This is a genomic window from Dyadobacter sp. UC 10 (assembly GCF_008369915.1).
GTDB lineage: Bacteria > Bacteroidota > Bacteroidia > Cytophagales > Spirosomataceae > Dyadobacter.
This window is the reverse complement of sequence record NZ_VSRN01000001.1, coordinates 2,632,501-2,657,500: the sequence shown is the minus strand read 5'-3', so window position 1 is coordinate 2,657,500 and position 25,000 is coordinate 2,632,501. Positions and strand designations below refer to the sequence as shown.

Annotated in this window: 19 protein-coding genes and 2 rRNA genes (1 of these 21 cut by a window edge); 20 read left to right on the top strand and 1 reads right to left on the bottom strand. The window is 44.0% G+C overall.

The genetic code is table 11. The features are described 5' to 3' along the window. The 19 genes from FXO21_RS11020 to FXO21_RS10930 all read left to right on the top strand — a co-directional run. Nucleotides 1-1,590, top strand: a 23S ribosomal RNA gene (locus FXO21_RS11020); it begins 1,231 nt to the left of the window's first position. Nucleotides 1,591-1,801: 211 nt separating this feature from the next. After that, a 5S ribosomal RNA gene (gene rrf / locus FXO21_RS11015) occupies nucleotides 1,802-1,913 on the top strand. A 472-nt stretch (nucleotides 1,914-2,385) separates the two neighbouring features. Continuing rightward, entirely contained in the window at nucleotides 2,386-3,807 is a 1,422-nt protein-coding gene (locus FXO21_RS11010) for an anthranilate synthase component I family protein (protein WP_149640122.1), read from the top strand. Nucleotides 3,808-3,817: 10 nt separating this feature from the next. Beyond that, nucleotides 3,818-4,207, top strand: coding sequence for a tautomerase family protein (locus FXO21_RS11005; protein ID WP_149640121.1), 390 nt, complete (start codon nucleotides 3,818-3,820; stop codon nucleotides 4,205-4,207). Between the two features lie 20 nt (nucleotides 4,208-4,227). Continuing rightward, complete coding sequence (locus FXO21_RS11000; RefSeq protein ID WP_149640120.1) at nucleotides 4,228-4,794, top strand: anthranilate synthase component II; 567 nt, start codon at nucleotides 4,228-4,230, stop codon at nucleotides 4,792-4,794. A gap of 55 nt (nucleotides 4,795-4,849) precedes the next feature. Further along, entirely contained in the window at nucleotides 4,850-5,839 is a 990-nt protein-coding gene (gene trpD / locus FXO21_RS10995; RefSeq protein WP_149640119.1) for an anthranilate phosphoribosyltransferase, read from the top strand. 45 nt (nucleotides 5,840-5,884) lie between these two features. Beyond that, on the top strand, nucleotides 5,885-6,703 hold the full coding sequence (gene trpC, locus FXO21_RS10990) for an indole-3-glycerol phosphate synthase TrpC (RefSeq protein WP_149640118.1): 819 nt from the start codon (nucleotides 5,885-5,887) through the stop codon (nucleotides 6,701-6,703). After that, nucleotides 6,700-7,350, top strand: a complete 651-nt coding sequence (locus tag FXO21_RS10985) for a phosphoribosylanthranilate isomerase (protein WP_149640117.1) — start codon at nucleotides 6,700-6,702, stop codon at nucleotides 7,348-7,350. Before trpC ends, FXO21_RS10985 begins: the two co-directional genes overlap by 4 nt. Before the next feature lie 5 nt (nucleotides 7,351-7,355). Beyond that, nucleotides 7,356-8,555, top strand: coding sequence for a tryptophan synthase subunit beta (gene trpB / locus FXO21_RS10980; RefSeq protein WP_149640116.1), 1,200 nt, complete (start codon nucleotides 7,356-7,358; stop codon nucleotides 8,553-8,555). Between the two features lie 25 nt (nucleotides 8,556-8,580). Beyond that, nucleotides 8,581-8,781, top strand: a complete 201-nt coding sequence (locus tag FXO21_RS10975; protein ID WP_149640115.1) for a hypothetical protein — start codon at nucleotides 8,581-8,583, stop codon at nucleotides 8,779-8,781. A gap of 67 nt (nucleotides 8,782-8,848) precedes the next feature. Beyond that, the gene (locus tag FXO21_RS10970) at nucleotides 8,849-9,208 is read left to right on the top strand and encodes a Dabb family protein (protein ID WP_192579364.1); all 360 of its coding nucleotides are present in this window, start codon (nucleotides 8,849-8,851) and stop codon (nucleotides 9,206-9,208) included. Continuing rightward, on the top strand, nucleotides 9,205-10,008 hold the full coding sequence (gene trpA / locus FXO21_RS10965) for a tryptophan synthase subunit alpha (protein WP_149640113.1): 804 nt from the start codon (nucleotides 9,205-9,207) through the stop codon (nucleotides 10,006-10,008). The genes FXO21_RS10970 and trpA overlap by 4 nt, the downstream gene beginning before the upstream one ends. 90 nt (nucleotides 10,009-10,098) lie before the next feature. Continuing rightward, nucleotides 10,099-10,836 carry a porin family protein gene (locus FXO21_RS10960; RefSeq protein WP_149640112.1) on the top strand — a complete coding sequence of 246 codons (738 nt, stop codon included), beginning with the start codon at nucleotides 10,099-10,101 and terminating at the stop codon, nucleotides 10,834-10,836. A gap of 126 nt (nucleotides 10,837-10,962) precedes the next feature. Beyond that, nucleotides 10,963-14,289 (top strand): DUF4175 family protein, encoded by a 3,327-nt coding sequence (locus FXO21_RS10955; protein WP_149643455.1) that lies wholly within the window; start codon nucleotides 10,963-10,965, stop codon nucleotides 14,287-14,289. A gap of 190 nt (nucleotides 14,290-14,479) precedes the next feature. After that, nucleotides 14,480-14,893 carry an rRNA maturation RNase YbeY gene (gene ybeY, locus FXO21_RS10950; protein ID WP_149640111.1) on the top strand — a complete coding sequence of 138 codons (414 nt, stop codon included), beginning with the start codon at nucleotides 14,480-14,482 and terminating at the stop codon, nucleotides 14,891-14,893. 53 nt (nucleotides 14,894-14,946) lie between these two features. After that, nucleotides 14,947-16,809 (top strand): tRNA uridine-5-carboxymethylaminomethyl(34) synthesis enzyme MnmG, encoded by a 1,863-nt coding sequence (gene mnmG, locus FXO21_RS10945; RefSeq protein WP_149640110.1) that lies wholly within the window; start codon nucleotides 14,947-14,949, stop codon nucleotides 16,807-16,809. Continuing rightward, entirely contained in the window at nucleotides 16,810-17,706 is an 897-nt protein-coding gene (locus FXO21_RS10940) for a class I SAM-dependent methyltransferase (protein WP_149640109.1), read from the top strand. Between the two features lie 63 nt (nucleotides 17,707-17,769). Continuing rightward, on the top strand, nucleotides 17,770-19,377 hold the full coding sequence (locus tag FXO21_RS10935; RefSeq protein WP_149640108.1) for an Ig-like domain-containing domain: 1,608 nt from the start codon (nucleotides 17,770-17,772) through the stop codon (nucleotides 19,375-19,377). Nucleotides 19,378-19,815: 438 nt separating this feature from the next. Next, nucleotides 19,816-21,630 carry a tetratricopeptide repeat protein gene (locus FXO21_RS10930; protein ID WP_225865648.1) on the top strand — a complete coding sequence of 605 codons (1,815 nt, stop codon included), beginning with the start codon at nucleotides 19,816-19,818 and terminating at the stop codon, nucleotides 21,628-21,630. A 132-nt stretch (nucleotides 21,631-21,762) separates the two neighbouring features. Here FXO21_RS10930 and thrC read toward each other — a convergent pair whose 3' ends face one another. Beyond that, a complete protein-coding gene (thrC, locus tag FXO21_RS10925) occupies nucleotides 21,763-23,067 on the bottom strand; it encodes a threonine synthase (RefSeq protein WP_149640107.1) in 1,305 nt (434 codons plus the stop codon). A gap of 197 nt (nucleotides 23,068-23,264) precedes the next feature. Here thrC and pruA point away from each other — a divergent pair, with 197 nt between their 5' ends. After that, the gene (gene pruA / locus FXO21_RS10920) at nucleotides 23,265-24,896 is read left to right on the top strand and encodes an L-glutamate gamma-semialdehyde dehydrogenase (RefSeq protein ID WP_149640106.1); all 1,632 of its coding nucleotides are present in this window, start codon (nucleotides 23,265-23,267) and stop codon (nucleotides 24,894-24,896) included. Nucleotides 24,897-25,000: the final 104 nt, after the last annotated feature.

The following is a 25,000-nucleotide window of genomic DNA, read 5'->3' as shown; positions in this document are numbered from 1 at the left end:
GAAGGTGTGGCGTGAGCTGCGCTGGACTGGTGAGAAAAGCAAATGTAGGCATAAGTAACGATAATGCGGATGAGAAATCCGCACACCGAAAGACTAAGGATTCCTCCGCTATGCTAATCAACGGAGGGTTAGGCGGGGCCTAAGGAGTAGCCGACAGGCGACCTCCGATGGACAGCAGGTTAATATTCCTGCCCCTGCATGCAGTGTGAAGAAGTGACGGAGTATCGTGGATGGTACGTACTGACGGAATAGTGCGTTGAGCCGAGCCTACGGGCAAAGCGAATCATCGAAGACGCTTCCAAGAAAAGCTTTTGAAACACCAGCTGTATGCAGCCCGTACCGTAAACCGACACAGGTAGTCGAGAAGAATATTCTAAGGTGCTCGAGTGAATCACGGCTAAGGAACTCGGCAAATTAACCCTGTAACTTCGGGAGAAGGGGAGCCTCCTCTGCAAAGAGAGGCCGCAGAGAAATGGCCCAGGCGACTGTTTAGCAAAAACACAGGGCTCTGCCAAAACGAAAGTTGACGTATAGGGCCTGACACCTGCCCGGTGCTGGAAGGTTAAGAGGGGATGTCATCGCAAGAGAAGCATTGAATCGAAGCCCCAGTAAACGGCGGCCGTAACTATAACGGTCCTAAGGTAGCGAAATTCCTTGTCGGGTAAGTTCCGACCTGCACGAATGGTGTAACGATCTGGGCACTGTCTCGGCCGTGAGCTCGGTGAAATTGTAGTAGCGGTGAAGATGCCGCTTACCCGCCACGGGACGGAAAGACCCCGTGCACCTTTACTATAGCTTTGCATTGTTTTCGGGTCAGGGATGTGTAGGATAGGTGGGAGGCTGTGAGCCGGTGTCGCCAGGCATCGGGGAGCCAACGTTGAAATACCACCCTTCGCTGGCCTGGGATCTAACTGCTCTAAGAGCAGGACCGTGCATGGTGGGTAGTTTGACTGGGGTGGTCGCCTCCAAAAGTGTAACGGAGGCTTCCAAAGGTCTGCTCAACACGCTTGGTAACCGTGTGTGGAGTGCAATAGTACAAGCAGGCTTGACTGTGAGACCGACGGGTCGAGCAGGTGGGAAACCAGGGTATAGTGATCCGGTGGTTCTGTATGGAAGGGCCATCGCTCAAAGGATAAAAGGTACGCCGGGGATAACAGGCTGATCTCCCCCAAGAGCTCACATCGACGGGGAGGTTTGGCACCTCGATGTCGGCTCGTCACATCCTGGGGCTGGAGAAGGTCCCAAGGGTTCGGCTGTTCGCCGATTAAAGTGGCACGCGAGCTGGGTTCAGAACGTCGTGAGACAGTTCGGTCCCTATCTGTGGTGGGCGTAGGAAGATTGACGGGGGCTGCCTTTAGTACGAGAGGACCGAGGTGGACCCACCGCTGGTGAACCGGTTGTCCCGCCAGGGGCATGGCCGGGTAGCTATGTGGGGAATAGATAAGCGCTGAAAGCATCTAAGTGCGAAACTAGCCCGAAGATGAATCTTCCACATAAGGGTCGTTGTAGACTACGACGTTGATAGGCTGCAGGTATACGTGTAGAAATACATTCAGCCGAGCAGTACTAATTACCCAACAGCTTGCACATTTAACCTTCTTTTTTTACTCTTCTACTTCCAATATGACATGAAATTCAATGTTGAATGCCTCAATGAATGAATGAGTGAATATTATTCAGTCATTCACACATTCAATCATTCAAAATTGAAATACTCAAAGACCTTGTTGGTGACTATTGGTTGGGCTGGGGTCGCATTCGACTTCACTTCTTCCTTAGCACGGAATCAACAAAAGAGCTTGTTGGTGACTATTGGCCTGGTGTTCACCTCTTCCCATCCCGAACAGAGAAGTTAAGCCCAGGACCGCCGATGATACTTGGATCAAACCTGGTAAAGTAGGTAGTCGCCACAATACCATCAGAAAGACCATCTCAAAAGGATGGTCTTTTTTTGTGCCTGACCCCATCGTGTCCACCTCTCCGAATCCCGGCTACGCGTCCCCCAACAAAGAAGTTAAGCGGGGCTGCCTAAGCCGGGGGCGCCTGGCCCGGGACCGCCGATGGTACCGGCAGACGCCCTCTTGGCCCAACACCTGGTAAAGCAGCCGGGACGCGCAGTCTGGTCGCCAAAATACTATCATAAGTATTTATGCTTTGCGTTTCAAATTTTCGCCAACTGTTTTCACATCACACCTCTTTTTATATATATTTGTACATTCAATTCGAAATCATAGAAAAATGAAAGCATTCAATATTATATGGTGGCGTGCACGTCTTAATAAGATGGACGAGTAGGCTATTGTATAGTATTATTGATATACTTCAAACGGCTCGCTGTTCATCTAACAGCGAGCCGTTTTTTTGTGCACTTTATAAAATTAAGCTATGACATCCCTAAAAAAAACCTTTGCGATAACTACCCACTACAAGAAGCTACTGGCAGACACCCTGACTCCTGTCTCCATTTATTTAAAACTGAGAGATAAATTTGTGAATACAGTATTGCTGGAAAGCTCTGACTACCATGGCAACGAGAACTCTTTCACCTATATATGCTGCGATCCCGTGGCTTCATTTAAACTTAACTCGGGTGAGGTAACACAACAATTTCCAGACGGAACTTCTACCAGCCACAAGCTTCTAAACCCAAAAGACGCAGTTCAGGCACTTTACGGTTTCGCACAAAGCTTTATATCTGAAAGATCATCATTCCCCTTTATCACAAATGGCCTTTTTGGCCACATGACATATGATGCCGTTACATATTTTGAGGATATTGTAATTCAACCTCCAAGTCCAGAAACTGCCATAGACCAAATTTTTTACCAGGTTTACCGATATGTTATAGCGATCAACCATTTCAAAAATGAGCTTTATATTTTTGAACACCGGTACGGAACAGAAAACGATAAAACAGGTATTGAACAGATCGAGATACTTATAAAGAATCGGAATTTTCCAAAATATGGCTTTCATACCATATCAGAGGAGACATCTAATGTAACCGATGACGAAATGCGCTCGGTAATTCAGCGTGGAATCGATCATTGTCTTAGAGGCGACGTATTTCAAATAGTCCCATCCAGACGTTTCAGCCGCTCGTTTCAAGGCGATGAATTCAATGTGTACAGAGCGCTGAGATCAATTAATCCTTCGCCTTATTTGTTCTACTTCGATTACGGAAGTTACAAAATCTTCGGTTCTTCCCCGGAAAAGCAAATATTCATAAAAAAAGGCCAGGCTGAAATCCATCCTATTGCAGGAACATTCAAGCGGACTGGCGATGATTTAGCCGATGCAGAAGCCGCACAGCAACTATTAAACGATCCAAAGGAAACCGCAGAGCATGTCATGCTGGTTGATTTGGCCAGAAATGACCTAAGCAGAAGCTGCGACGAAGTGAGAGTAACTAATTATAAAGAAGTTCAATACTATTCACACGTGATCCACCTAGTTTCTAAGGTTGTAGGTAAGATGAAAAAAGATGTAAATCCCCTGCAACTAGTGGCTGATACCTTTCCAGCGGGGACATTGTCCGGAGCACCCAAACATAATGCTATGAAACTGATTGACCAGATGGAGTCCAGCAACAGGAGTATTTATGGAGGTGCTATCGGTTTCATGGATTTTAATGGAGATTTTAATCACGCCATTGCAATCAGAACGTTTTTGAGCAAGGATAATAACCTGTTTTTCAGAGCTGGGATGGGCGTAGTTGCCAAATCAGACGTAGAGAGTGAGTTACAGGAAATCAATAACAAGCTTGCCGCATTGAGGCAGGCAATCAAGGTAGCAGAAGAAATTTAATCAGATATCAATGTCACAGGTCAAGATTTACGGACTAAGATCCTTTCTTTTTCCGATCCGGGAAAAAATGAGTGACGTGTTGCATTCCTGCATTATGGATGCTTTTCAGTACCCCGCCGGCAAGCGGGCGCACCGGTTTTTTCACCTGGAAGAAGGCGATTTTTTCTATCCAGAAGGCAGGACAAATCAATATGTAATCATTGAAATCGCATTGTTTGAAGGCCGCTCCATTGAAGCTAAAAAGGTACTTTACCAATTGATATTTTCAAGATTTCAAAATCTTCTCGGAATAGCTCTTGACGATGTCGAGATTACACTTACAGAGACTCCTTTGTATAATTGGGGCATTCGCGGTAAACCCGGAGACGAACTCTCCCTGGATTATAAAATAGTTGTTTAAGCATTTGAAATCATCATCCAATGAAAATTCTAGTCCTCGATAATTACGATTCTTTCACTTATAATCTCGTTTATATCCTGCGCGAGTTGAACGACCAGGTTGATATTTTCCGAAACGATAAGATCAGTCTGGAAGAAGTGTCCCGATATGACAAGATCCTGCTCTCGCCAGGCCCGGGGATTCCGTCGGAGGCCGGGATCATGCATGAATTGGTACGTGAATATGGTCCAAGCAAAAGCATCCTTGGCATTTGTCTCGGCCACCAGGGAATAGGCGAGGTTTATGGCGCTACGCTGGAAAATATGACGGACGTACTCCACGGTATCAGCGATACTGCGATTGTGACAGATCCCGAAGAACGGATTTTTAAGGGCATTCCCGGCGAATTTAAAGTTGGCAGATACCATTCCTGGACAGTCATTCCGGAATCTTTTACACCGGATTTAACCATTACCGCATTAGACGAAAAGGGTAGGGTTATGGGTTTGTCTCACAAAAAATACGATGTAAAAGGGCTCCAATTTCATCCTGAGTCTGTTTTGACAGAACATGGGAAAACGATGTTGGAAAACTGGCTTAAAATCTAATTGTCTCTTTCAACCACTTAGACCAACAGATTGACCAATCCGAAATTGTTTACGCATGAAAAATATTCTCAGTCATCTTTTTGATTACAAAATCCTAACCAAGGAGCAAGCGAAGGATGTTTTAATAGGGATCAGCACCGGAAAATACTCCACTTCGGAGATCGCTTCGTTTCTGACTATTTACGCGATGCGCAGCATTACCGTGGAAGAACTGGAAGGATTCAGGGACGCAATGCTGGAATTATGCCTTTCAATGGATCTTTCAGCTTATGATCCTATTGATGTTTGCGGTACCGGAGGCGACGGAAAGGATACTTTTAATATTTCCACCTTGTCGTGTTTCGTAGTCGCTGGAACTGGCCAAAAAGTGGCGAAACATGGTAATCACGGCGTCTCTTCCCTATGTGGGTCTTCAACTGTTCTGGAATACCTTGGCGCGCAGTTCACAAATGAAAAGGATATTCTGGAAAGGAAGATAGAGGAGGCCGGTGTTTGCTTTTTGCACGCGCCACTTTTTCACCCTGCTATGAAGAATGTAGCCCCTGTGCGTCGCGAGCTAGGCATTAAAACTTTCTTTAACATGCTCGGTCCGATGGTCAATCCGGTATCTCCCAAAAAACAGCTTGTAGGCGTATTCAGTCTTGAATTAGCGCGCCTTTTTGCATATCTTTACCAACAAACGGATAAGAAATTCTTGGTTCTTCACGCGTTAGACGGTTACGACGAAGTGTCATTAACAGGCCCTTTTAAAATCATTACAGCTCACTCCGAGCAAATACTTTCTCCCTCTGATTTAGGGCTTCAAACCCTACGCGCTCAGGATCTGGCTGGCGGCCATACTGTGAAAGAGTCTGCTGATATTTTCATGAATGTCTTAAACGATACCTGTACTGCATCGCAAAAGCAGGCTGTCCTGGCTAATGCGGCATTGGCTCTGCATTGCGCGAATCCGGAGCTGCCAATACTGGATGCTGTCGAGGCGGCCCGTGAATCTTTGGAGAGCAAAAAGGCGTTATATAGTTTCAAAAAACTGGTGGAAGCATAATGGTAATATAATACCAATCTATGCACTTAGTTATCAGACCCTTAAATGAATATATTAGAAAAAATCGTTGCCAGAAAGAAAGAGGAAATCTTCGAATCGAAGAAGGAAAAATCGTTTGCCGATCTTGAAAAGGGGACTTATTTTGACAAGCCTACTATTTCTCTGGCAAAAGCATTAAAAACAGCCTCTACTCCGCAGGTCATTTCTGAATTCAAACGAAAATCACCTTCAAAGGGCATTATCAATGACCAGGTTAGGCCGGAAATCGTAACTAGGGATTATGCAAATGCAGGGGCTGTCGGTTTGTCTGTATTGACTGACCGGTATTTTTTTGGCGGATCTTTTGATGATTTTTTGAGGGCCCGGGAAGCGAATCCAGGCATTCCTATGCTGCGAAAGGATTTTATCGTCGATGAGTATCAACTCTTCGAAGCAAAAGCGATAGGGGCAGATGTAATTCTTTTAATAGCCGCTTGCTTGACGCCCCGGGAAGTAATCAGTTTGAGCAGAAAAGCACGTGAACTCGGCCTGGACGTTCTGTTGGAAGTACATAACCAGCAGGAGCTTGAAGAAAGTATCGGTGACGCTATCGATATTATTGGGGTCAATAACCGGAATCTTAAGACTTTTGAGACTTCAATAGATACTTCCATCGCATTAAGCGAACAGATCCCCGATTCCTTTGTTAAAATATCAGAAAGCGGTTTGAAAGATGCTGAAACTATTATCCGGCTTTTTCAAAATGGTTACAAAGGCTTTTTGATTGGTGAAACTTTTATGAAAACTGTAAATCCTGGAACCGCACTTGCAGATTTGCAAAACAACTTAACTCAACATAAGAATTTAAATTCCCTGATTCTATGAAAATTAAAGTTTGCGGATTACGTCAGCAAAGCAACATTGAAGAGGTAGTTGCCCTGAAACCTAACTTTATCGGCTTTATTTTTTACGAAAAGTCGCCCCGTTTTGCTGGTGAAGAATTGAGTGAGGAATATATCAGGAGTATCCCGCAGAGCATCAAAAAAGTCGGTGTTTTTGTAAACGCGAGTCCCGGCCACATTTTGAATATGGTCAAAAAATATGACCTGCAATACGCTCAGCTGCATGGAAATGAGATGCCGGATATTTGTCGCAGCATCCGCCAAAAGGGTGTCAGCGTGATCAAAGCATTTTCGATCAATGAGCAATTCAATTTTGCAATGCTCAATAATTATAAATCCTTCTGCGACCTGTTCCTTTTTGATAGCGCAGGCGCAAATCCGGGCGGAAATGGGACTTCTTTCGACTGGAACCTTCTAAAAAAATACGATAATGAGAAACCATTCTTCCTTAGCGGCGGGATTGGAATGGACAATATTGAAGAGATCATCGAGCTATCAAAAACACTGCCGGTTTACGGTATTGATGTGAATAGCAAATTTGAAATAGAGCCTGGTATCAAGGACGTTGCAAAACTGGGCGAATTATTTAATCTCATCAGGATCAAAGAAAAAGAGGAAGCGGAAGCTTAAATCTTATGGAAGAAACAATAGAAAAGAAGACTTATCAGGTAGATTCCAATGGATATTACGGAAGTTTTGGAGGCGCGTTCATCCCTGAAATGCTGTATCCGAACGTAGAGGAGTTGCAGGAAAATTACTTACAGATCATTCACGATCCTTCTTTTCAAAAAGCGTATAATGACCTGCTTCGCAATTATGTAGGCCGGCCAACGCCGCTTTATCGCGCAAACCGCCTCTCTGAGAAATACAATACCAATATCTTTTTAAAGAGGGAGGATCTTTGTCACACCGGCGCACACAAGGTGAATAATACCATCGGACAGATTCTGATGGCGCAGCGACTGGGCAAAAAACGCATTGTGGCTGAAACAGGAGCCGGCCAGCATGGAGTTGCTACTGCTACCGTTTGTGCTTTGATGGACCTGGAATGTATTGTTTACATGGGCGAACTGGATATCGAGCGGCAAGCTCCCAACGTAGCCCGGATGAAAATGCTTGGTGCGGAAGTACGACCGGCAACGTGCGGGTCCCGGACTTTGAAAGACGCGACCAATGAGGCAATGCGCCACTGGATCAATAATCCCGTCGATACGCATTACATTATCGGCTCTGTGGTAGGTCCGCACCCTTATCCGGATATGGTTGCCAGATTTCAGTCTATTATTTCAGAGGAGATTAAATGGCAGCTTCTTGAACAAACCGGAAAAGAAAATCCTGACTATGTAATTGCCTGTGTAGGCGGCGGAAGCAATGCGGCAGGTGCATTTTACCACTACCTCAGCGAGGAAGATGTGAAATTGGTCGCAGTGGAGGCTGCCGGCCTGGGACTGGCTTCAGGACATTCTGCTGCTACTACTGCATTGGGCAAACCTGGCGTATTGCACGGTAGCCGGACCATTTTAATGCAAACCGAAGACGGACAGGTTGTTGAACCCTTTTCAATATCTGCCGGACTGGATTATCCTGGCATTGGTCCGCAGCACGCTTATCTTTTCGATAGTGGACGGGGAATGTTTTTATCGGCTACGGACGAAGAAGCAGTTCAGGCTGCATTTGAACTAACCCGCCTGGAAGGTATCATTCCCGCATTGGAATCGTCTCACGCGTTGGCTATTCTGGGCCGGCTGGGCGCTGCGGCGAACGAAACTGTGGTGCTTAATTTGTCGGGCAGGGGAGACAAGGATATGGGCACTTACATGAAATACATCGATTGATTCTCTCACCTTACTTTGAACATATATGGCCACTTTAACACTGCCGGAAGTTTTTGATCTGAGATTGAAAATTAAAGAGCTGGAAGAAAAAATCAACTCGGGAGAGCTATCTCTGTTTGAAAGATGCGATCTCGAAGACGAAGTTTTGGAACTGAAAGAAAAACTGGGCGAATTTGACCGCCTGAAATTCAGCGACGAAGGCGAATGCCTCAACTGCTCTGCCTAATACCTGCACATTCTCTGTATCTTCTAAACACAACACAATGAATTTAAAATCTCTATTTGTAGCCTGTATGCTCCTTTTTGGATCTACAGTATTTGTTTCAGCCCAAACCACAGCTTCTAAAAAAATGCTTCGTCACGTTGTACTTTTTAAATTCAAAGATTCGGCAACGCCGGCACAGGTTAAGGAAGTGGAAGACGCTTTCCGCGCACTTCCATCCAAGATCAAGGAAATCAAAGGATTGGAATGGGGTACTAATAACAGCCCCGAAGGCTTATCCCAGGGTTTTACGCACGTATTTTTCGTGACCTTCGATAGCGAAGCCGGTCGCGAAGTGTACCTGCCTCACCCGGATCACAAAGCTTTTGGAAAAGTGCTGGGGCCTCATCTTGACAAAGTATTGGTTGTAGATTACTGGACTAAAGAATGAACCGGATTACAGAACTTTTTCAGCAGCAACAGCCGGAAAGTGGCGGACTGCTGAATGTGTACTTCACGGCGGGCTTCCCTGAACTGGCCGATACCAGGCGCGTTTTGCAGGCATTGCAGGATGGCGGCGTGGATCTGGTTGAGATAGGAATGCCCTATTCGGATCCGGTTGCTGACGGAGAAACGATCCAGAAAAGCAACGACCGGGCACTGGAAAACGGAATGACAGTGCGTACCCTTTTTCAGCAACTGGAAAATATGCGCGAAACAATTACTGTTCCTGTGTTATTGATGGGATATGTAAATCCGGTTTTGCAATATGGGATCGAGCATTTCTGCCGCAAATGTGCCGAAGTCGGTGTAGACGGGCTGATCCTGCCCGACATGCCGATGGACGTCTATTTGAAAGAATACAAATCCATATTTGATTCTTACGGGTTACTGAATATTTTCCTTATCACGCCGCAAACCTCAGATGCGCGTATCAGGCAGATTGACGAAGTGAGTGAGGGTTTTATCTATACCGTGTCCTCCGCGAGCGTCACGGGCTCAAAAACAGGGGTTAGTGCGGATATGGAAACGTATTTCGCGCGGCTGAATGCATTGAACCTGAAAAACCCACGGTTGATCGGTTTCGGTATCCAGGACCATGCCACTTTTTCAAAAGCATCGCAGCAAGCTGCCGGTGCTATTATCGGGAGCGCGTTTATCCGGGTTTTACAGGAAACTTCGGATTTGGAACAGGACGTTAAATCATTCGTTCGGTCAGTCAAGAATTATCCCGAGACCGTTGAAATTTAAATTCTACCCGATTAATAATCTTCAGGCACTGATTTTTTAACAAACAATTCTACGTGGGTTGTTTGTTTTTTTATATAAAACCAGGTGCAAATGAAAATACGATTCCTTTTGATCGCGCTGCTGATATGCGGTTCCCAGCCACTATTCGCACAGCTGAAACTGGACGTTGAGGGAGGGCTTGTTTTTGGCACCAACTACAACAAAGTCAGAATACCTAATACCGGCGGGACTACCGTGAATCTGGCAGATGATTTAAGTATTGATCCAAAAGTATTTTACCGGATCAGGGCGGGATATTTATTTGGGAAAAGGCACAATGTATCTTTGCTATACGCGCCGCTTTCAGTTACCTATCATGGTAATTTTCAGAAAGATATCAATTTCAATAATGTCAACTTCGTGGCTGGCCAGCCGCTGAAAGTGCATTATAAATTCAATTCATACAGGCTCACCTACCGCTACGACATTGTGTCCCGCGCACGCTGGCTGGTAGGGCTGGGGTTAACTGCGAAGATCAGGGACGCAGATGTTCGTTTTAAGAGCGAATCAAAGGATACGCATTTCGATAACCTGGGTTTTGTGCCGCTGGTTAATTTTTATACTGCTTATAAACCTTCCTACCACTGGTCCCTTATTCTGGAAGGCGATGCGCTGGCTTCCAAATATGGCCGCGCCGAGGACATTTTCGCGGGCGTAGCTTATCAGGCAAATAACAAGATCGGCATTAAACTGGGCTACCGGGTAGTGGAGGGAGGAGCTGATGTTGACGACGTTTACAATTTCAACTGGATCAATTACGCTTCCGCCGGGCTATTACTTACGCTGTAATTTCCTGAAAATTCACTATATTTCTTCGTTTAAAGCATATGCGGGTGATCGGTAATTTTCAGTTCCTGCATACGTTATACAGTTCACAGTTATAACGAGATTTATATGGCTCCTTTCACTCCGGTAATGGAAGGCCTGTTGCTTCGCATTCAGGAATACCGTCAGAAATATTATCAAAATCAGTTACTAAAAGGCATTATCTTCTCGGTGGGCCTGCTACTAACTGTTTTTTTGTTTTTCAATACCATCGAATATTTCGGCCGTTTCAGCTCACTGGTCCGTGGAATGTTATTTTTCGGCTTTTTAGCTGTCGTTGTATTTTCTATATTTCAATGGGTTATCCAGCCGCTTATTCATTTATCCGGGATCAGAAAACCGATCTCAGATGAAGACGCGGCTTTACAAATTGGTCAATATTTCCCTGAAGTTGGCGATAAGCTTGTCAATACTTTACAGCTCCGAGGTTTATCGGGTGCACAGTCAGATCTTATCGAGGCGAGTATTCGTCAGAAATCCAACCAGTTACTCATTGTCCGTTTTTCTGACGCGATCCGTTTCAACGAAAACAGGAAACGCATCAAATACGCCATTTATCCGCTAGCTGCTATTGCTGTAATACTTTTATTTAACCCCTCATTTTTCTCTTCCAGTTCTGACAGAATCATCCATTTCCAAAAGAATTATACGTACGCGCCCTTTTCATTTATCCTTCAAAACAAAAGCCTGAAAGCTTTTCGTAATGAGGATTTTACATTGAAACTAAAACTCGAAGGCGAGGCGCTTCCGGCAGCGGTTTACCTGGTTCAAAATGGTTCGAGATTCAAACTGAATTCCGAAGGTAACCGCACATTTTCGTATACATTCAAAAACCTGCAACGCGACGTAGCATTCTCTTTTGACGCTGCCGGTTTTGCTTCTGATGAATACCGTATCAATGTCAATGAGCGGCCTTCGTTGCTTTCTTTCGACGTAAATCTGCATTATCCTGCTTACCTCAATAAACCTTCGGAGGGACTGAATAATGTAGGAAATTTATCAGTACCGGAAGGAACCACCATTGAATGGGACTTCAATACATCTGCCACCCGCTCGCTCGCTATCCGGTTTGAGAACGATTCGGCATTGTACCAGGCGAAGGAAAGTAATGGCGAGCATTTTCAGGTTCGTAAATCGGTCAGGAAATCGGCTCAGTACCAGGTTACTTTGAAAAACGACGAAACCGTCAATGCGGACAAAATCGGGTATTTCATCAATGTAATCCCTGATAGACATCCTGTGATGAACCTGGAAAACTTCCAGGATACTACGCTTTATAATTATCTTGTATTGGGCGGGTCGATCAGCGACGATTACGGTTTTTCCCAACTGAAAATGTTCTATTCTGTCAAAAGAGAGGGAGAAGCTAATGCGTCGCAGCCAAAAGGTCTTCCTATTCCATTTAACAAAACGGTCAATACACAAAGCTTCTTCTTTCAATGGTACGTAGATAGCCTCAAACTCGCGCCGGGGGATAAGATCGAATACTATGCCCAGGTTTGGGATAATGATGGCATCAATGGGGCTAAAAGTGCCCGGTCGAGGTCTGTCCAGTTTGTAGTCCCTTCAAAGGATCAGCTTGAAGCCGATATCAAAAAATCAGAACAGGAGACGGAAAATCAAATGCAGTCCGCGATGAAAAAGGCGCAGAGTTTGCAAAAGGATATTGAAAATCTGGATAACCGATTGAAAAGTAATAAGGAGCTGGATTTTAAAGAGCAGAAACAGATTGAAGAAGTATTGCGGAAACGCGAAGAACTGATGAAGGAATTGCAGGCATTGAAGGAAAAGCATCAGAGTGCTAATGAAAAATCGAGGCAATTTAATCAGCAGAGCCCTGAGCTTCAGAACAAAATCGAGCAGTTGCAGAAGTTAATGAACGAGCTGATGGATGAGAATACCGATAAACTCTATCAGGAACTCAAAAAAATGCTTGAGCAGAAGCAAAGTGAGCGGATGTCGAGCATGATGGAAAAACTCCGCAACAAGGAGCATAATCTGGAAAAGGAGCTGGAACGTACCATGAAGCTTTTCAAGCAAATGCAAATGGAGCAGAAAATGGAAAATCTGGTTGAGAAGCTGGACGATCTGGCCGAAAAGGAAAATGCATTAGCCGAAAAAACCGAGCAGACTGAAAAGACAAAAAATAATGAAGAGAAAAAAGGCAAAAATGAAGAGCTGAAAAAAGAGCAGGAGAAAATTCAGGAAGACTTCAAAAAGGCCCAGGAAAATACCGAGGAAATCGAGAAGATGAGCCAGGAACTGGAACTACCTGTAGACCCGCAAAAGGAGGAGCAAAAAAACGCCTCTGAACAAATGGAAGAGAGTAAGGAGCAGTTGGACAAGCAGCAGAACTCTAAAGCTGCTCAGTCGCAGAAAAAAGCAGCAGCAGCGATGAAACAAATGTCTAAGTCGATGTCGGAAGCGATGGAGGCTGCGGAAATGGAACAAATGCAGGAAAATATGGATGCGCTTCGTGATATTCTTGAAAACCTGATTACACTTTCATTTGACCAGGAGGCATTAATGAAAGATTTCAAAGGAGTGAGCTTGCAGGATCCGAGGTTTGTCAAACTAGGCCAGCAGCAATTGAAATTGAAGGATGACGCGAAAATTGTAGAGGATAGTCTTTACGCGCTCGCCAATCGTGCCGAGCAGATCCAGTCTTTCATCACCCGCGAGCTGAACGACATGAAATCGTACATGGATGAAAGTGTGAAGAGTATAAAGGACCGGCAAATCAATACCGCGACTTCAAAACAACAGTCCGCGATGACCTCGATGAATAATCTGGCATTGATGCTGAGCGATGTATTTAATCAGATGCAGCAGCAAATGGCGATGGCAATGCCCGGCTCGGGGAAAGGTAAAAAGGGAAAACAAAAAGGCGATAGTCCGGGCATGGGCGAAATGCAGGAAAAGCTGAACGGGCAGATCAAGCAACTTGGAAAGGGAGAGGGGCAGGAAGGGCAGGGAAACCAGTCCGAGAAACTTGCCAGAATGGCTGCTGAGCAGGCTGCGATCCGGAAGATGATCAATGACTTGATGGAGTCGCAGAAAGACACTGAGATCGGCAAACAAATGGGCAAGGAATTGCAGGAGATTTCCGACAAGATGGACGAAACCGAAACTGACCTTGTGAACAAGCGGATCACGCCCGAGCTAATCAAACGCAACCAGGAAATCACGACCAGGCTGCTGGAATCTGAAAAAGCCATGAAAGAACAGGATGAAGATGAGCAGCGCAAAGCACAAAGCGCCAAACAGCTTCCCCGCCAGCCGCCGGCGGCATTTGAAAAATACATTCGCGAAAAAGAAAAGCAGACCGAATTATTAAGAACAATCCCGCCGACATTCTCGCCATTTTACAAGCGCGAGGTGGATTCATACTTCCGCAAATACCAGGCGAAGAACTGATCCCGGCTTCCTCTTGTTGAACCAGCAGGCAGGTTTTAACACGTTTTAAGAAAACGTAGTCAAGAACCGGCTCCTGCTGGTTCTTTTGTTATGAATATCCTTGCTATTTTTGTAAAATATTTATCGTCAAACCTTTAAGTGACAAACAGGCAACAAGCTTACCGCTAATACGCCTGAGTATCCTGATCGCATGCTGAATTTCTTCTCCGAAGACGTTGATTTTAGCCTACCTCGTCCTCTTAAAACCAAAAAATGGTTAAAAAACACCTCTGAATCAGAGGGTTATGAAATAATAGAGCTGAATTATATCTTTTGCTCTGACGAATACCTTCTGGAAATCAACAAACAGTACCTGGATCACGACTATTTTACGGATATCATTACGTTTGACAATAGTGAGGAAGACAAGCAATTGGAGGGAGATATTTACATTAGTATCGATAGAGTAAAAGAAAACGCAGAGACGTTTCACGCCGATTTCGAGACCGAGCTGAGGCGCGTCTTGGTTCATGGACTACTGCATTTGGTTGGGTACGCAGACGCAAGTGAGGAGCAGAAAAGCCTGATGCGAGCCAAGGAAAACCAATACCTTACGCTCTTTTAATTAAATTTCCACGTGGAACACTTTAACTAAAGTGGTTTAACAAGAATACAAATATGTTTCAAGAATATGATGTGATCGTGGTGGGAGCAGGACACGCCGGCTGTGAAGCTGCCGCGGCTGCCGGTACTATGGGCTCCAAGGTTTTGCTGATCACAATGAACATGCACACCATTGCCCAAATGTCATGCAACCCCGCTATGGGCGGTGTGGCGAAAGGACAGATCGTTCGGGAGATCGATGCGCTCGGCGGGCAATCGGGTATTGTGAGTGATAAGACCATGATTCAATTCCGCATGCTGAACTTGTCAAAAGGTCCGGCCATGTGGAGCCCGCGATGCCAGAGCGACCGTGCAATGTTTGCCACGGAGTGGCGAAATATTCTAGAGAACAATCCGAATGTTGATTTCTGGCAGGACACAGCGAAAGAATTGCTTGTTGAAGACGGTAAGGCATGTGGTGTGAAAACAAGCCTGGGTATAGATATCAAATCAAAATCTGTCGTGCTTACCAACGGGACTTTCCTGAATGGGCTGATCCATATTGGCGAGAAAAATTTTGGTGGCGGCAGAACAGGAGAGAAGTCCGCGACTGGTTTGACAGAACAGCTTGTTCAACTCGGCTTTCAATCCGGACGAATGAAAACAGGTACTCCGCCGCGGGTCGACGGTCGCTCCCTCGACTACTCCAAAATGGAAGAGCAGCCGGGTGACGAGAAACCAGCCAAATTCTCATATACAGATACCAAGCCGCTCGCCAAGCAACGCAGCTGCTGGATTACTTACACCAATCAGGAGGTCCACGATGTGCTGAAAACCGGCTTTGAAAGATCGCCAATGTTTTCCGGCCGCATCAAAGGACTTGGTCCACGCTATTGTCCTTCGGTAGAGGATAAGATCAACCGGTTTGCAGACAAAGATCGCCACCAGATTTTCGTAGAGCCCGAAGGCTGGGATACTGTGGAAGTTTATGTAAATGGTTTTTCGACTTCTTTGCCGGAAGATGTACAATATGCAGCTTTGCGAAAAATCCCTGGTTTTGAGAATGCAAAGATGTTTCGCCCGGGTTATGCGATCGAATACGATTATTTCCCGCCTACACAATTGAAATCAACCCTCGAGACGCACCTGATCAAAAACCTGTTTTTTGCGGGCCAAATCAATGGAACGACTGGCTATGAAGAAGCCGCTTGCCAGGGATTGATGGCGGGTATTAATGCGCACAGAAATGTCAATAACCTGTCTCCATTTGTCCTGAAAAGATCAGAGGCTTACATAGGTGTGCTGATCGACGACCTGATTAATAAAGGTACTGAGGAACCTTATCGCATGTTTACTTCCCGCGCTGAATACCGGACATTACTTCGTCAGGACAATGCAGATATTCGTCTCACTGAAAAAGGCTACGAAATCGGCTTGGCCGGACAGGACAGGCTGGATGCTGTGAAGAGGAAGCAGCAGGAAGTTGACGATATCATTTCCCTTTTCGCTTCAACCAAAGTGACTCCGGATGAAATTAATGGGGCATTGGAAGCAATGGACACTGCATTGCTAAGAGAAAAAACGACGCTTTCGCAACTGTTAAAACGTCCTCAGATTTCGGTAGAAAAGCTGGCAGCACATAGTGAAATTGTTGCAGGTCTAATTGCTGATTTTAAAGAAGACTCAGTTCAGCAGGCTGAAATCAACTTGAAATACGACAGCTATATTGAAAAGGAAATGCTGCTTGTAGATAAAATGAACCGGCTTGAAAATCTCAATATCATTGATAATTTCAACTATGACGTGGTGACGTCTCTATCTTATGAAGGCCGCGAAAAACTCAAACGAACTCGCCCTTCTACCATCGGCCAGGCCTCCCGGATCAGCGGCGTGAGCCCCTCGGATATTTCTGTTTTAATGCTTTATATAGGACGCTAATTGGAAACGCTAACCAACTGCCCGGTCTGTGAAAAATCAGACTTTCAAGAATTTCTTACCGTCGAGGATTACACTGTTTCGCATCAGCAATTTCAGATTCAGCAATGCAATTCATGCCGGTTTTTATTTACAAATCCCCGGCCCGCAGAAGAAGAAATTGGCACATACTATGAATCTCAGGATTACATTTCACATCACGATGATGCGAAAGACCTGATGAGCCGTGTATACAATTCTGTAAGAGATTATACGATTCAACAGAAAATAAAGCTCATCAATACCCATTCATTTCAGAAAGGCACACTGCTGGATGTAGGCTGCGGAACGGGGAGCTTTGCCCAGGCTATACAAGGAAATGGCTGGGCCGTGAATGGTACCGAACCCGATTCCGGCGCGCGAGGAGTCGCACAAGGAAGGCTCGGTAATCAGGTTTATGAAAACATATACAGCACTGAACTAGCCGGCCAGCAGTTTGATACGATTACCATGTGGCACGTACTGGAACATGTGCATCGGCTGAATGAAACGCTGGAATGGCTATATGCGCATTTAAAACCAAACGGGCTATTAGTTATCGCGGTACCTAATCCCGAATCACATGATGCAGCAAAATATGGTACATTTTGGGCAGCTTACGATGTACCCCGGCATTTGTACCATTTTACAAAAAGTACCATGAAATTGCTGCTCGGAAAACATAGATTTGAAGTAAAAAAGACATTGCCTATGTGGTTTGATTCGTTTTATGTGAGTATGCTCAGCACAAAATACAAAGATCAGAAAATAGATATGATAGACAGCGGCACAACCGGGTTGCTGTCAAACTGGAAGGGTAGGGTAGCTGGTCAAAAGGAAATCAACACTTCCAGCATTATCTATATTATCAAAAAGAAATAGCATTGAATCACCGCAAATCAGCCCCTGTACAAGTGTGTACCGGGGCTTTTTAAATACCAAAATATGATCCGTACCGTTTTGTTCGCCATTTTACTACTGTTCCTTTTCGATCGCTGCGCGCAGCAGGTTGCACCGACAGGAGGCAAAAAAGATTCTATTCCACCCACATTGCTGGAAAGCAATCCGCCTAACAAAACGCTCAACTTCAAAGGCAGAAAGGTGGAGTTATTCTTTGACGAATATGTGGTGGTTGATAACATCAATCAAAAGCTCGTGATCACCCCAGAATCTGATAATCCATACTCCTACAAGCAGAATGGTATGTCTGTGCTGCTCTCTTTCAAAAATGAATTCAAAGACAGCACGACGTTCACATTGAATTTTGGAGACGCTATCAAAGATTTTGCCGAAAAAAACCCAGCAAAAAATCTGAAAATTGTGTTCAGTACAACCAATTCGCTCGATTCTGGAAGGGTTTATGGAGTACTTCAGGATATGCAGTCAGGAAAGCCTCTTTTCGACGCCCTGGTGGGGCTATACAATGTCAGTGATACGCTTGACATCACCAAGCAAAAACCCTACTATTTTTCAAGAACAGACAGCTCAGGCGTTTTTTCAATCGAAAATATTCAAACCCGGCAGTACAAGCTGATCGCCATAGATGACAAAAACAGGAATATGCTTTACAATGCGAAAGATGAAAGAATGGGCTTTATTGACAAAACCGTCACAGCCGGAACGGATTCTTCATCTTATGAAATATCTATGTTCTTGTCCGATAATACGCCTATAAAAATACAGAGGACCATACCCAAAGTAAATAATTACGCAGTTGTCTTCAGCAAGCCGATCGAAAAGGTTGATGTGCTATTCATGAATAAGGATACGTTACCCTATCTGCTGGAACCCGGTGGATCCCTAAAATTTTTCAATGTACAACCACATCCGGATTCCACTTTGGTAAAACTAACGGCAACCGATTCGCTTGGAACTACGACTGAATTTGAACAAAAAATAGCTTTCCAGGAACCTAGGGGTAAGGAGCGGCAGCGTGATGCTTTCACCATATCCACCCAGCCGGAAGCCAACAAACCCCTGGAAAATACATTTATTTACAAGCTCATTTTTAACAAACCAGTCAAATCGCTGGACGACAAAAATATTACCCTTATAACAGATAGCCTCTCGCATGAACCACTCAGTTCGTTTAAGCTGACCTGGAATTCGAACCATAGCATTGCCACTATTACCGCTAAATCCTTTGCAAAAGATTCCATTAAATGGGATATTCCGAAAGGCACAATTATCAGTGTTGAGAGTGATACGCTTGCGAAAACATTCATTAAACATCCCGTGCTGAACGAGGAAGATTACGGAATTATCAGGGGTAGGGTAATCAATCCTGATACTGCCAGCAACTATATCATCGAACTGGTAGACGAGCAATATAAGGTTATAAAAACAGCCGAGGGAGTTGCCTACACATTCCAACACATCCCTCAAGGAAAGTACTTTTTAAGAGCTACTGCCGATCGTAACCGAAACCATCGATGGGATACAGGGCAAATGAGTAAAGGGCTGCAGCCCGAAAAGATCATTTATCTGAAAGAAAGGATCATTCTGAAAGCAAATTTTGAATTGAACGACATCAATATTGCTGTAGATAAATAAAAAAACGGAAAAGTTATCCCTAGAGTGTGGATAACTATGTGAATAACGCGTGAATTTTGTTGGTAATAGCGCACATTTTGTGGATAACTCGGTGTATAACTCTGATTTTAGGTTGATAACTTTGTAGTCGTTACCCTCCAGTGGATAAAGAACAACCTAACCTTGAGTTAACAGCCTGTTAATACACTGTAGAAATTGTGGATAGCATAAATCACCCACTTATCCGATTTATCAACACTCGCATCTCTCCTGAATAATACTTATATTGTATTACAGCCTCTTACGCTGTGCAAAAAACACAATGTTTATCCCCAATCCATTAATAATTATCAACAAAATGTGGATAACTGTGTTGATTAGTCGTGGATAACCGTTTTATCTACATATCCACAGTGCTAAAGACTAATAATAAATAAAAACAAAAAGTTATTTCTTATTATGAAAAGGTTTTACGAGTTGCTGATGATAGGAGGTTTGGCGGCGGCCGGCGTGGGAGCGGCGTTTGGGCAAACTGAAAAGCAAATGGCCGAAGAGTATTTCAAAAATGGTGATTGCGAAAAAGCAGTCGCTTACTATGCTATTTTCCTCAAATCCGGATTCGATAAAGCTTCAGTAAAAAATTATAATAGCTGTATCATCAAGTCAAAGGATTGGTCTGCAGGGGAGCAGTTCTATAAACGTCAGATAAAGGCAGACGCTAATAACGCGAGCTGGTACAACCTGTATTGGGGGCTAATGCTGGAAGCCCAGGGGAAGGCGCAGGAGGCGTCGAAAAAGCATGAGCAGGCCATCGTGTCATCAGGAATCAGGATTGAGCTGAAGCGTGATTTAGCCGAAGAATATCGTAATGTAAGTCAGCCTGAATTGGCGAAGAAAATCCTGCTGCAAGCCCGCGAAGCAATTAAGCGAAGTGATATCTTCCAACTGGAACTTGCGAGCGTCTACAGGGATCTGAATGAGCCTGAAAGGATGATAGACGAGCTTTTATCTTACGGTATGCGTTATCAGAATACCGAGGTTGTCCAAAACATGCTTCAGGATTTTACCAAAGATGAAAAGGAGCAGGCACTGCTTGAAAAGGTACTGTACGATAAGATACAGAAATTCCCGAACGAAGGTTTTTATAATGAACTGCTGATATGGTATCAAATTCAGAAGAAGGATTTTTACAAAGCCTTTATTCAGGAGCGCGCACTCGACAGGAGATTTAAGCACAATGGATCGAGATTATACAATCTCGGTATGCTGGCTTTACAAAATCTGGATTATCAGAATGCCGGCGCCATTTACGATTACCTGGTTAAAGAATATCCCAAAGGCCAGCTGTATCCGGTATCACGCAGAATGGCCATTTTTGCGCGTGAAGAGCAGGTTAAAAATACTTATCCGATCAATAGATCAGAAGTGCAAAAACTGCTTGGCCAATATCAACAGCTCGTGGATGAGCTGGGCATCAATGTGCGCACAATCGAGGCTTTGCGAAATATGGCAATTCTGTATGCTTTTTATATGGATGATTTTAAGAAAGCAACAGAGACGCTACAAACTGCTATTCAGGCCGGTAAGCAGGAGAAAAATTTTGTAGATAAATGCAAGCTGGATTTGGGCGACATTTATCTCTTGCAGGGGGAACCATGGGAAGCAACGCTGGTTTACTCGCAGGTGGAAAAGTCTCAGAAGGATGATTTGCTGGGTTACGAAGCGAAGTTAAGAAATGCGAAACTGCATTACTTCAAAGGTGAATTCGAACTGGCCAAAGCTGTTCTGGATATTCTTAAGAAAGCAACTTCAAGAGAGATTGCGAATGATGCCAACGAGCTGTCCCTACTGATCATGGACAATACCGGTTTGGACAGTACAGAAACCGCAATGCGACAATATTCGGGAGTGGAGCTGCTTCTTTTCCAAAACAAGAAATACGAAGCGATCGACAGCTTAAAAAATTTATATAAGAAGTATAATAACCATAGTCTGACGGATGAGATCGTCTGGCTGACAGCCAAGACGTATATCAAACTTGACAGTAATCAGCGTGCCCTGGAAGATTTGAAATTATTATACACGAAATTCGGTCATGACATTTACGGTGATGACGCGTTGTTTGCAATGGCCAAGCTGTACGAGGAGAAATTGGCTGACAAGGATCAGGCAATGAAACTCTATCAAGAGTTAATGGAAAAATATCCGGGAAGCATTTTTGTCGCCGAGTCTCGCAAGCGGTTCCGACTTTTAAGGGGTGACGTTATCAACTGAGATTTTTATACAAAAATGTAAAAGGGTGAAAAGTCTCAATTTTTCACCCTTTTACATTTTATTATTTGCGGGCTTGTACCTGATTTTGAGGCTACATAAAAATGTAAGACCGATCAATTGAGCCTTTTTTGACTATAACTCGCTCAATAGTAGATTTTTAAATGATAAAAAGTCGGCTTTCATTTTAATAGAGACTTTTTCAATATCAAGTAAAGATTCAAGCCTTTGGGGTATTTCTATCTTTTCACCCAAAGTTTCTTCTACTAAGTCAATAAATTTTGCTGGATGAGCTGTTGAAAGGAAGATGCCGGTAAAATCGCCTCCTACTTTTTCTCGGAACTCTTTCAAGCCAAGGTAAGCAGTTGCGGTGTGCGGACACATCACATAATTTGCATTAGTGCGAGCTTCACGCATTGCCTTTCGGGTTTGGTCGTCGTCAAAATATGCACCATATATTTTTTTAGTTACGGACTCCCAGTCATCATTGAAGAATCTGGTAAGCCGAACAAAGTTACTTGGGTTACCTACATCCATTGCATTGGAAATCGTTTCAATAGATGGTGAAGGTTCGTAGCTTCCGGAAGCAAGATACCTTGGTACCGCATTGTTCAAATTTGTGGCGGCGATGAAATGATGAACAGGAAGTCCCATTTTATATGCGAGCAACCCGGCACTCAGATTTCCAAAATTTCCGCTTGGTACCGAAAACACCAACGGCTTACCGAGATTTTTCAATTGAGCATAAGCGGAGAAGAAGTAAAAGGACTGCGGAATTAGCCTGGCGATATTAATGGAATTGGCAGAGGCAAGATTAAATTTATTTTTAAGCTCGTCGTCCAGGAAAGCTTCCTTCACTAATTTTTGACAATCATCAAAGGTTCCGTCAACTTCAATAGCGGTAACATTATGCCCAAGCGTTGTCAGCTGCTTTTCCTGAATGTCGCTCACTTTGCCGCTCGGATAAAGGATCGTAATGTCAATGCCTGGTACTTTATAAAAACCCTGGGCAACAGCCCCGCCGGTATCTCCGGAAGTAGCAACCAGAATTTTAATTTTTTTATCAGACCGAAGCAGGAAATACGACATGATAGCGGCCATAAACCTTGCTCCAAAATCCTTAAATGCCATAGAAGGGCCATGAAATAGCTCTAAAACGTAATCATCAGGAGCTATCTGCACAACGGGAGCGTTAAAATCGTACGCTGTATCTATCATGTTTTCTAACTCGCTTCTGGTAATTTCACCCTCAAATAGTGTGTTTGCAACTTCAACCGCTATTTCTTTGAAAGAACGGTTTTCAATATCAGCCAAAAAATCTTCTGATATCTTTGGAAAAGATTCGGGCATGTAAAGACCGTTATCCTTAGGTAAGCTATTAAAAATTGCTTCTTCCAGCGAGGCTTTGACGCTTTCAGTTTTAGTACTGTAAAATTTCATCTGGTATAAAAATAAGTCCCGATTCGGAGTGCAAATTTAGTTAAAATCCATGCGTGAAGCGATTTGAAACTGGAACTAATATGAAAAAAGCAGACAGATTAACGAACTGATTTGCAACGCCGAAGTGATATTTCGGTATCATCTTTAAATTTTTTTTGATCTGTAAATGTTTAATCGACAATCTAATATCCAATAATATGTCAACAGGTATTTTTAATGTTCCGGCTGCCAGAAACGAACCGGTTAAGAATTATAGTCCGGGTAGTGTGGAAAGAGCCGAATTGAAGGCTGCCATTGAAGCAGCCAGGTCAAAAGTTTTGGATATTCCACAGTACATAGGAAGTGAGGAAATTTTTAGTGGCAATAAAAAGCGCATATCACCTCCTCATGATCATCAGCACACACTGGGGTATTTTCACGAAGGATCGGCGGAAGATGTTAAGACTGCAATAGATGAGGCGCTCAAAGCAAGATCGGCCTGGTCCTCACTCAACTGGGAACAGCGAGCTGCTATTTTTCTCAAAGCCGCCGATCTGATAGCTGGTCCTTACAGAGCTGAAATCAATGCTGCTACTATGCTGGGGCAGTCAAAAAACGCTTACCAGGCCGAGATCGATTCGGCCTGTGAGATGATAGACTTCCTGAGGCTGAATGTCAATTTCATGCGTGAAATATATGAACAACAGCCCGTTTCGTCTGACGGAGTTTGGAACCGGATGGAATACCGGGCACTAGAAGGCTTCATTTTGGCTATTACCCCATTCAATTTTACGGCTATTGCTGGCAATCTACCAGCAGCTCCTGCTTTGATGGGCAATGTCGTTTTGTGGAAACCGGCTTTCACGCAGGTTTACTCAGCCAATGTGATTATGAAAGTTTTCAGAGAAGCGGGATTGCCGGATGGGGTTATCAATATGATTTTAGTAGATGGCCCGGTTGCAGGAGATGTAGTTTTTAGTCATCCCGAATTTTCAGGTGTCCATTTCACAGGAAGTACTAAGGTTTTTAGAAATATTTGGAAGACCATTGGAGACCATATTTCCAGCTATAAATCTTTTCCAAGAATCGTGGGTGAAACTGGTGGAAAGGATTTTGTACTAGCTCACAAATCTGCTGATCCAAAGGCTGTTGCAACTGGATTGATCCGTGGTGCATTTGAATATCAGGGACAAAAATGTTCTGCCGCTTCAAGAGCATATATACCATCTAATTTATGGGATGAAGTGAAAGCGTTGATGCTGGAAGATCTCTCAAAGATAAAAATGGGCGGTGTTGAAGACTTTGGAAATTTTGTTAATGCTGTTATTGACGAGAAATCGTTCGATAAGATCACATCTTATATAGAGGGAGTTCAAACCAGCAATGATGCTAAAATTATCGCTGGTGGGACGTTCGATAAGAGTAAAGGCTATTTTATTCAGCCAACGATCATCCAAGCCAGCAAACCCGATTATGTAACGCTTTGCGAGGAGATATTTGGTCCGGTATTGACTGTTTATATATATGATGAAAACGAGTTTGAAGATATCATCGGAATTATTGACAACACGTCACCTTATGCCCTGACCGGTGCAGTTTTCGCTAACGATCGTTACGCTATTCATTATGCGACTGAAAAGTTGGTAAATTCAGCCGGTAATTTTTATATCAATGACAAGCCTACCGGAGCGGTTGTTGGTCAGCAACCTTTTGGCGGAGCACGCGCATCTGGTACAAATGATAAGGCAGGATCAATTCTAAACCTGCTTAGATGGGTTTCGCCCAGAGCAATTAAGGAGACGCTCGTTTCTCCGAAAGATTATAAATATCCCTTCCTTTCCGGCGAATAATTGGATCTCAACGAGGAATAATTTTATTTCTTAAAGAACTTTTAAAGATTGAGACAATTTTTTTGACTGGCTATTGGAAGCATAAAATCTTTTCCTACCTTTGC

What these genes read in the sequence shown, in the direction of transcription:
- trpA (WP_149640113.1), top strand. Translation starts at nt 9,205, where the DNA reads ATGAACCGGATTACAGAACTTTTTCAGCAGCAACAGCCGGAAAGTGGC.
- pruA (WP_149640106.1), top strand. Translation starts at nt 23,265, where the DNA reads ATGTCAACAGGTATTTTTAATGTTCCGGCTGCCAGAAACGAACCGGTT.
- FXO21_RS10985 (WP_149640117.1), top strand. Translation starts at nt 6,700, where the DNA reads ATGAAAATTAAAGTTTGCGGATTACGTCAGCAAAGCAACATTGAAGAG.
- FXO21_RS10970 (WP_192579364.1), top strand. Translation starts at nt 8,849, where the DNA reads ATGCTCCTTTTTGGATCTACAGTATTTGTTTCAGCCCAAACCACAGCT.
- FXO21_RS11010 (WP_149640122.1), top strand. Translation starts at nt 2,386, where the DNA reads ATGACATCCCTAAAAAAAACCTTTGCGATAACTACCCACTACAAGAAG.
- FXO21_RS10960 (WP_149640112.1), top strand. Translation starts at nt 10,099, where the DNA reads ATGAAAATACGATTCCTTTTGATCGCGCTGCTGATATGCGGTTCCCAG.
- ybeY (WP_149640111.1), top strand. Translation starts at nt 14,480, where the DNA reads ATGCTGAATTTCTTCTCCGAAGACGTTGATTTTAGCCTACCTCGTCCT.
- thrC (WP_149640107.1), bottom strand. Translation starts at nt 23,067, where the DNA reads ATGAAATTTTACAGTACTAAAACTGAAAGCGTCAAAGCCTCGCTGGAA.
- mnmG (WP_149640110.1), top strand. Translation starts at nt 14,947, where the DNA reads ATGTTTCAAGAATATGATGTGATCGTGGTGGGAGCAGGACACGCCGGC.
- FXO21_RS11000 (WP_149640120.1), top strand. Translation starts at nt 4,228, where the DNA reads ATGAAAATTCTAGTCCTCGATAATTACGATTCTTTCACTTATAATCTC.
- FXO21_RS10930 (WP_225865648.1), top strand. Translation starts at nt 19,816, where the DNA reads ATGAAAAGGTTTTACGAGTTGCTGATGATAGGAGGTTTGGCGGCGGCC.
- trpB (WP_149640116.1), top strand. Translation starts at nt 7,356, where the DNA reads ATGGAAGAAACAATAGAAAAGAAGACTTATCAGGTAGATTCCAATGGA.
- trpC (WP_149640118.1), top strand. Translation starts at nt 5,885, where the DNA reads ATGAATATATTAGAAAAAATCGTTGCCAGAAAGAAAGAGGAAATCTTC.
- FXO21_RS10955 (WP_149643455.1), top strand. Translation starts at nt 10,963, where the DNA reads ATGGAAGGCCTGTTGCTTCGCATTCAGGAATACCGTCAGAAATATTAT.
- trpD (WP_149640119.1), top strand. Translation starts at nt 4,850, where the DNA reads ATGAAAAATATTCTCAGTCATCTTTTTGATTACAAAATCCTAACCAAG.
- FXO21_RS10935 (WP_149640108.1), top strand. Translation starts at nt 17,770, where the DNA reads ATGATCCGTACCGTTTTGTTCGCCATTTTACTACTGTTCCTTTTCGAT.
- FXO21_RS11005 (WP_149640121.1), top strand. Translation starts at nt 3,818, where the DNA reads ATGTCACAGGTCAAGATTTACGGACTAAGATCCTTTCTTTTTCCGATC.
- FXO21_RS10975 (WP_149640115.1), top strand. Translation starts at nt 8,581, where the DNA reads ATGGCCACTTTAACACTGCCGGAAGTTTTTGATCTGAGATTGAAAATT.